The organism is Acidimicrobiia bacterium (assembly GCA_040902765.1).
Taxonomy (GTDB): domain Bacteria; phylum Actinomycetota; class Acidimicrobiia; order Spongiisociales; family UBA11373; genus DATKBG01.
The window spans coordinates 158,990-165,945 of the sequence record JBBDWO010000028.1 but is presented as its reverse complement, the minus strand read 5'-3'; the positions used below and the strand labels follow the sequence as shown (position 1 = coordinate 165,945).

The 6,956-nt window shown below is 68.9% G+C and carries 4 protein-coding genes; 3 read left to right on the top strand and 1 reads right to left on the bottom strand.

The genetic code is table 11. The features are described 5' to 3' along the window. Positions 1–86: 86 nt before the first annotated feature. Positions 87–1,073, bottom strand: a complete 987-nt coding sequence (locus tag WEA29_08325; protein ID MEX2323756.1) for a pyridoxal-phosphate dependent enzyme — start codon at positions 1,071–1,073, stop codon at positions 87–89. Between the two features lie 58 nt (positions 1,074–1,131). Between WEA29_08325 and WEA29_08320 the strand changes: the two genes are divergently transcribed. The 3 genes from WEA29_08320 to WEA29_08310 are packed head-to-tail and all read left to right on the top strand — an operon-like array spanning position 1,132 to position 6,822. After that, positions 1,132–3,741, top strand: a complete 2,610-nt coding sequence (locus WEA29_08320; GenBank protein ID MEX2323755.1) for an adenylate/guanylate cyclase domain-containing protein — start codon at positions 1,132–1,134, stop codon at positions 3,739–3,741. Positions 3,742–3,784: 43 nt separating this feature from the next. Then, positions 3,785–5,434: an FAD-dependent oxidoreductase gene (locus WEA29_08315; GenBank protein MEX2323754.1), complete on the top strand. Its 1,650-nt coding sequence runs from the start codon at positions 3,785–3,787 to the stop codon at positions 5,432–5,434. Continuing rightward, the gene (locus WEA29_08310) at positions 5,431–6,822 is read left to right on the top strand and encodes an ATP-binding protein (GenBank protein MEX2323753.1); all 1,392 of its coding nucleotides are present in this window, start codon (positions 5,431–5,433) and stop codon (positions 6,820–6,822) included. Before WEA29_08315 ends, WEA29_08310 begins: the two co-directional genes overlap by 4 nt. Positions 6,823–6,956: the final 134 nt, after the last annotated feature.

Here is a 6,956-nt window from a genome sequence, read left to right as displayed (position 1 = left end):
CCCTACAGGGGAGGAAAGCGTGGATGCCCCTCTCTCCCCCCGAAGGGGGGAGTACCGCCGCAGGCGGGGAGGGGGGAGCCCAAACCCTACGAAGACCCCGCGACGCGATCCTCCACGATCGCCTTCCACGCGTGCTCCCCGATGTTTCCCCCGCTCACCACGACGACCGTCGGGCCGTCGAGGGGTAGTCGGCCCGTCAGGACGGCGGCGACGCCGACCGCTCCCCCGCCTTCGACCTTCAGGTCGTGGTCGCGGTGGAGCAGCCTGATCGCCTCCGCCATCTCGTCCTCGCTCACCAGGACCACGTCCTCTACCAACTGGCGGCATAGATCGAACGTGTAGTGGTTCTCCTCACCCAGGCCACCGGCGAGGGCATCGGCGAGCGTGTCCTCCTCGACCACGTCGACCAGCCGACCTGCTCGGAGGCTGTCGTGCATGGCCGGACCCCGATCCTGACTGGCGCCGAACACGCGGACGCCGCTCTCCTCGGGTTCGACGGCCAGGCCGATCCCCGCAATCAGCCCGCCGCCTGACAGCGGCACCACCACGCAGCGAGCGTCCGGCACCTGAATGAGGATCTCGAGACCGACCGTGCCCTGACCGGCGATCACCGACGGGTCGTCGAACGGGTGGACGAACACCAGACCCTCTGCCTCCACCAAGCGACGCGCCTCGGCCTCCGCGGACTCCTGGGTGGGCCCAGCCACCACGACGCGGGCGCCGAGATCGGCAATGGCGTCCCGCTTGTGAGCGGGAACCCTCTCGGACAGGCAGATGACAGCCGGGATCCCGAGCGATCGGGCCACATGGGCCACCGCACGCCCGTGGTTGCCGGACGACACGGCGACCACCCCCGGGACCGCGCCCCGTTCGCTCAGCAGGGTGAGCGCGTTCGCCGCCCCCCTCACCTTGAATGACCCGGTCACCTGAAGGCACTCCGCCTTCAGCCAGATCGGGACCCCGGCGGCCGCGGCCAGGGAGACGGACGGGATCACGGGGGTGACCTCGGCGATGCCGCGCACCCGACGCCGGGCGGCGGCCACGTCAACGGCCGTCGGAAGGGATCGATCCATGGGAGACGACGATACTCACCGACCTACCATGCACTCCCGTGACAACCCTGAGGGTGGCATGACCCAACTGCCGACCGGTACCGTCACGTTCTTTTTCAGTGACATCGAAGGCTCCACCGCCCTGCTGCAGCGCTTCGGAGCCGACGCGAGCGCGCTCCTCGACGCTCACGATGCCATCCTCGAGGCCGCCATCGACGCCCGCCGGGGGACGACCCTGCGGACCGAAGGGGACTCATTCTTCGCCGTGTTCGCTTCGGCGCCCGATGCCGTCGCCGCTGCCGTCGACGCCCAGCGCTCCCTGGCCGCCCACCCCTGGCCGGACGACGGCCAGGTTCGCGTCCGCATCGGTCTGCACACGGGGGCGGGCGAGCTCGGCGGGGCCGACTACCGCGGCATCGACGTGCATCGCGCCGCACGCATCGGCGCCGCCGCCCACGGCGGACAGATCATCATCTCTGAGAGCACCGCCGCCCTCCTGCCACTCTCCCCCGACGCACCGGAGCTGATCGAACTTGGCGCGCACCAGTTCAAGGACCTCCTGCAACCGATCGAGATCCACCAGGTCGTCGCCGATGGCCTCGACCGCGACTTCCCGCACATCCGTTCGCTCGACGCCACCACCCACAACCTTCCGGCGGAACTCACCAGCTTCGTCCCCCGCCCCGAGGTCGGCCGGATCACCGCACTGCTCGACAGCCGCCGTTTCGTGACGCTGACCGGGCCGGGAGGCACCGGCAAGACCCGCCTCGCCTTGCAGGTCGCTGCCGAAGCGTCTGATGACTTCGAAGCCGTCTACTACGTCCCCCTCGCCCCGGTGACCGACCCGGAGCTCGTCGCCGCCACCATCGCCTCGACACTCGGCCTCACCCGCAGCTCGGCGTCGGCCGAACGTCTCGTCATCGACTACTTCAAGGGGCATCGGACACTGCTGGTCCTCGACAACTTCGAGCAGATCCTCGACGCAGCACCGCTGGTCGCCCGGCTCATCGCCGCCGCCGACGGACTCAAGGTCCTGGTCACATCGCGCGCTGCCCTCCAGTTGAGCGGCGAGCAGGAGTTCCCCGTCCCACCCCTCGCCCTTCCCAACGGCGAGACGAGTGTCGAGGCCCTGAGCAAGAAGGCGGCGGTGGTGCTCTTCGTGGACCGGGCCGCCGCCTCCCTCCCCGACTTCACCCTGACCGACGACAACGCCAGCGCGGTCGCCGAGATCACCCGACGCCTCGACGGGCTTCCCCTGGCGATCGAACTCGCCGCCAGCCGGGTCAAGGTGCTCGCCCCCAGGGTCATGGCGGAACGCCTGCGCGCCAGCTTCGACGTGCTGTCCACTACCCGACGCGATCTTCCCGCCCGTCAGCAGACCCTGCGCAATGCGATCGCCTGGTCCTACGACCTGCTCTCGCCGACTGAACAGCGTCTGCTGCGGGGGATGTCGGTGTTTCGTGGCGGAGCCGTCTTCGAGGCGATCGACTCGGTGTGCGGTCGGGTACTCGGCGACGAGCATTCGGACGTCCTCGACCCGCTGGAGGTCCTGGTACACCACAGCCTGGTGCGGTACGACCCGACCCAGCCGACGCCGCGCTACGCGATGCTGGAGACGATCCGCGAGTTCGCCTGGCAACGACTCACCGAAACCGACGACTGCAGGGCCATCCAGGATGCCCACCTCGACACCCACGTCGAGCTCGCCGAGGAGGTCGGACCCCATCTGACCGGTCCCGAGCAGGCGTATTGGCTCGATGCCGTCCAGCGGGAGCGGGACAACTTCCGGGCCGCCTTCGCCTTCGCCGAAGAGTCGGGCCGCTTCGACGCCGCGGCACGGATCGTCTCCAGCCTGTGGCGCTACCTCCAGGCACGCGGCCTGATCCCCGAGGGGCGGGACTTCGCCAGCCGCGTCCTCGTCGCCGACGATCTAGACGACGCGCTCCGGCTCCGGGTGATCAGTGCCGCCGGAAGCCTCGCCTATTGGGCCGCCGACATGGATGATGCACTTCGACACTACGAGGCCGCGGTGGCGCTGGCACGCACCCTTGGGGAACCGAGAGCCCTCGCCGAAGCCCTCTACGACTTCGCCTTCCCCCACCTGCTCGGAGACCGTGACCATGACGCTGCCCACGGCGCCCTCGACGAGGCCGCACAGGTGTTCGCCGAGCTCGGAGACAGCCACGGCGCGGCTCGAGTCACCTGGGCGCGCGGGGTTGGTGCGATGTATGTCGACCAGCCGCACCTCGCGCTGGAGGCGACACTCGATGCGCTTCCCGACCTCGAGGCGGCCGGGGACATGACCATGGTGGCGTGGTCGCATCACATGGCGACCGTGGCCCTGCTCGCGATGGACCGGATCGATGAGGCCCTGCCTCACATCAAGGCGGCACTCGACCTTTTCGAGCCGGTACGCGACATCGCTGGCCTGACCCTCCAGCTCCAGAACCTCAACCAGCTCAGCCTGCGGACCGGCGACCAGGAACAAGCAGTCATCATGGCGGGGGCAGTCGCCAATCAGCAGCACGCCACCGGCATGAACCTCTCCGAAGTCGCCGCCAATGCCGTCTTGGGTCTCGAGGAAGCCTACGACGCTCTCGGCGAGCAGCGCGCTGGCGAGCTATTCGATCAGGGCATGAACACAAGCCTCGCCGAAGCGCTCGCCCTCGCCAGGGAGATCACCGGCTGAAGCCCCGACCCTGGGCTGTCGGCGCGGCGTAGCATCGGCGGCGATGGCAAAACCGATCATCATCACCATCGACGACGATCCGCAGGTCCTCGCCGCGGTCGAACGGGACCTGCGGACCCGCTACGGCAAGGACTATCGGATCGTCAAGGCGGAGTCGGGCGCCGCCGCCCTCGAGGCCATAAGCGAGTTCAAGCGACGCGGCGACACCGTGGCCCTCATGGTCGCCGATCAACGAATGCCAAAGATGACCGGAACCGAGTTCCTTCTCGAAGCGCTCCAGATCTACCCGATGGCGCGCCGGGTTCTCCTCACCGCCTACGCCGACACGACGGCTGCGATCCAGGCGATCAACGAAGTAGGACTCGACCACTATCTGATGAAGCCGTGGGACCCACCTGAGACCCACCTGTACCCCATCCTCGACGATCTCCTCGAGGACTGGCAGGCGGCCCACAACGCCGGCTTCGACGGCATCCGTGTCATCGGGACGACGTGGTCGCCGACCACGTTCGAGGCCAAGGACTTCCTCGCCCGCAACGAGATTCCCTACCGATTCATCGATATCGAGCGCGACGACGAGGCGACGAGCACGGCGAAGGCGCTCGACGGCCTGGAGCGGCTTCCTGTGGTGTTGTTCCCTGACGGCAGCCACCTGCTGGAGCCATCCCGCCGGGACCTCGCCGCCAAGCTCGGCATGCAGACCGAGGCAACCGGGTCGTTCTACGACGTGCTGGTGATCGGTGCCGGTCCGGCGGGGCTCGCCGCCGGCGTCTATGGCGCCTCGGAGGGCCTCAGCGTCGCCATCGTCGAACGGGAGGCGACCGGCGGCCAGGCTGGCACCAGCGCGCGGATCGAGAACTACCTGGGTTTCCCCAAGGGGATCGCCGGCGTGGACCTGGCCCGCAGGGCGGCAGCGCAGGCCACCCGATTCGGCGCAGAGATCGTCACCGCGGGGGATGCCCGCAAGGTGCGGGTGGAGGGACCGACCAAGGTGGCCAGCCTCGCCGACGGGACCGAGCTGCGGGCGAAGGCGCTCATCGTGGCCAGCGGGATGACGGTACGCCGCCTCGGCGCCGACGGCGTGGAGCGGCTCACCGGGGCCGGCGTGTACTACGGGGCGGCCATCGCCGAGGCACCCCTCTACACCGGAGCCGATGTGGTCGTCGTAGGAGGCGCCAACTCGGCCGGCCAGGCGGCGGTGATGCTGTCACGCTTCGCCAGCAAGGTGACGCTGGTGGTGCGGGCCGACTCGGTCCGCAAGGGCATGTCGAGTTACCTGGTCGATCAAATCGAAGCGATCCCATCCATCGAGATCGTCACCGAAGCCTCGGTGGCCGACATCCGAGGTGAGCGGCGCGTCGAGGGCGTCGTGCTCCGAACCGGCGACGGTGACGAGGAGCGGGCGGTGTCGGCGGTCTTCGTGTTCATCGGCGCCCTTCCCCACACTGACTTCATGGAGGGGGTCGTCGCCCTCAACAAGAGCGGGTTCGTGCTCACCGGTCCCGACCTCGGTGAGCACGGACGACGACCGAAGTGGCCATTGGAGCGCAACCCTTATCTCATGGAGACCAGCGAGCCCGGCATCTTTGCCGCCGGCGACGTACGCCACGGCGCGGTTCGCCGGGTCGCCTCCGCAGTAGGTCAGGGTTCGGTGTGCGTGTCATTCGTCCATCAATACCTGGAGACTGTGTGAGCGTCATCGATGCGCTGCGCACCGTCGACCTGTTCGCCGCACTCGACGACGCCGACCTCCAGGCCCTCGCCGACTCGGCGGAAACGGTGACCCTCGAGCCAGGAGAAGCGCTGTTCCAGGAGGGCGACTCGGGAGACACCGCCTTCGTGATCACCGGAGGCGCCGTCGAGGTCCTCAAGAGGGGGCCGTCGGGAAGCGAAGTGTTGCTGGCAGTGCGCGGCGAGGGCGAGGTGATCGGGGAGATGGCCCTCGTCGAGTCGGCCGCCCGCAGCGCCACGGTTCGGGCGCGCTCAGCGGCGACGCTCCTGCAGCTGCCCAAGGGGGAGTTCGACCGCAGGATCGAGGGCAGCGCCACTGCGGCGAAGGCCCTGTTCGCCGCCCTCTTGCGCCGGTGGCGCGAGACCGAGGCGCGCCTGCGGCAATCGGAACGAATGGCGCAGCTCGGCACCCTCAGCGCCGGAGTCGCCCACGAGATCAACAACCCCGCCGCCGCCGTGCAGCGCGCCGCCCGGGACCTGGAGGATGCGGTCGGCGCCTACGCCGCAGCGATGCGCACCGTCGCTGCGGCCGGGATCCCCGAGGAACTCGACACGGTGTTGCAGCGGATAACGCGCGGCGAGCCACCAAAGCGACTTGATGGGATCGCCCGAAGCGACGCCGAGGCAGTCTTCGAAGAGTGGCTCGACGGGCACGGCGTCAGCGAAGCGTGGTCCGTCGCCAGCGCACTCGTCGAAGCCGGCGTGTCCGTCGATGACCTCGACGCGATATCGGATCCCGCCGACGCCCTCCCCTCGCGTGTCGCCCTCCTCGCCAGTGCCGGCACCGTGCAGGGGTTGCTGTATCAGATCGGTGAAGGGTCGGCGCGCGTCTTCCAGATCGTGCGGGCGCTCAAGGGGTACTCCTACCTGGACGAGGCACCCATCCAGGACGTGATGGTCACCAAAGGGCTCGACGACACCCTCCTGCTGCTGCAGAGCAAGCTCTCCGGCCTGGAGGTCGTCCGGGAGTACCAGGACGACCTTCCCGAGATCGTGGCCCACGGCAGCGAACTAAACCAGGTGTGGACCAACCTCCTCGACAACGCCGTCGACGCGGTCAAGGACGGTGACGGTGGCCGCATCATCGTGCGGGCGTTCACCGAGGCCGACTGCCTCATCGTGGAGGTCGAGGACGACGGCCCAGGCATCCCCGATGAGGTGCTCCCCCGCGTGTTCGACTCGTTCTTCACCACCAAGGAGCCCGGCCGGGGCACCGGGTTGGGCCTCGACATAAGCTACGGCATCGTCACCCACCGCCACGGCGGCGAGATCACCGTCCATCGCACGGGACCCGAAGGCACCACCTTCCGCGTACGGCTGCCGTTGAGCGGAGTCACCTCGAGCCAATAGGCGGTCCCGACGCCCGGACCGCGCTGAGGTCCGCGGCACCGAGTACCCGCCGCCGACCCAGTCACCGACCGCTGATTTCACGATGGCGCACTCGGCCGGCGAGCGCAGTTAGGGCGCGCCTGCGGGCGGGCACC

Excerpts from the sequence above, each read along its gene's own strand:
- WEA29_08325 (MEX2323756.1), bottom strand. The coding sequence starts at position 1,073 with ATGGATCGATCCCTTCCGACGGCCGTTGACGTGGCCGCCGCCCGGCGT.
- WEA29_08315 (MEX2323754.1), top strand. The coding sequence starts at position 3,785 with ATGGCAAAACCGATCATCATCACCATCGACGACGATCCGCAGGTCCTC.
- WEA29_08320 (MEX2323755.1), top strand. The coding sequence starts at position 1,132 with ATGACCCAACTGCCGACCGGTACCGTCACGTTCTTTTTCAGTGACATC.